Annotated in this window: 1 protein-coding gene; it reads right to left on the bottom strand. The window is 59.7% G+C overall.

The genetic code is table 11. The features are described 5' to 3' along the window. On the bottom strand, positions 1-293 hold a 293-nt coding region (locus GPK89_RS07170; protein ID WP_215692206.1), incomplete at its 3' end, for an NAD(P)/FAD-dependent oxidoreductase. Positions 294-300 lie beyond the last annotated feature (7 nt).

The following is a 300-nucleotide window of genomic DNA, read 5'->3' on the forward strand; positions in this document are numbered from 1 at the left end:
TCCACGAGCTTGGGAACCGCCGTCAGATCCATGCGGAGGACTTCTGCGTATTCGCTGCGTGCCCCAAAACGCTCCGCCTGCTTTTGCATCTTCTCCGCCAGAGAGAAGCCGTCGATCCCGTTCTCAAAGCCGGGGTAGTTGTCGATCTGCTCGGTCAGGGCCATCTGCCCACCGGCGGACAGTTTTTCCAGCACGATTGTGTCCAGCCCCGCCCGTGCGGCGTACAGGGCGGCGGTGTAGCCGCCCGGTCCGCCGCCCACCACAATCATATCATAAACATGATTGTTGTTCATATCTGAA

This window comes from Gemmiger formicilis (assembly GCF_018784445.1).
In the GTDB taxonomy this organism is placed as follows: domain Bacteria; phylum Bacillota; class Clostridia; order Oscillospirales; family Ruminococcaceae; genus Gemmiger.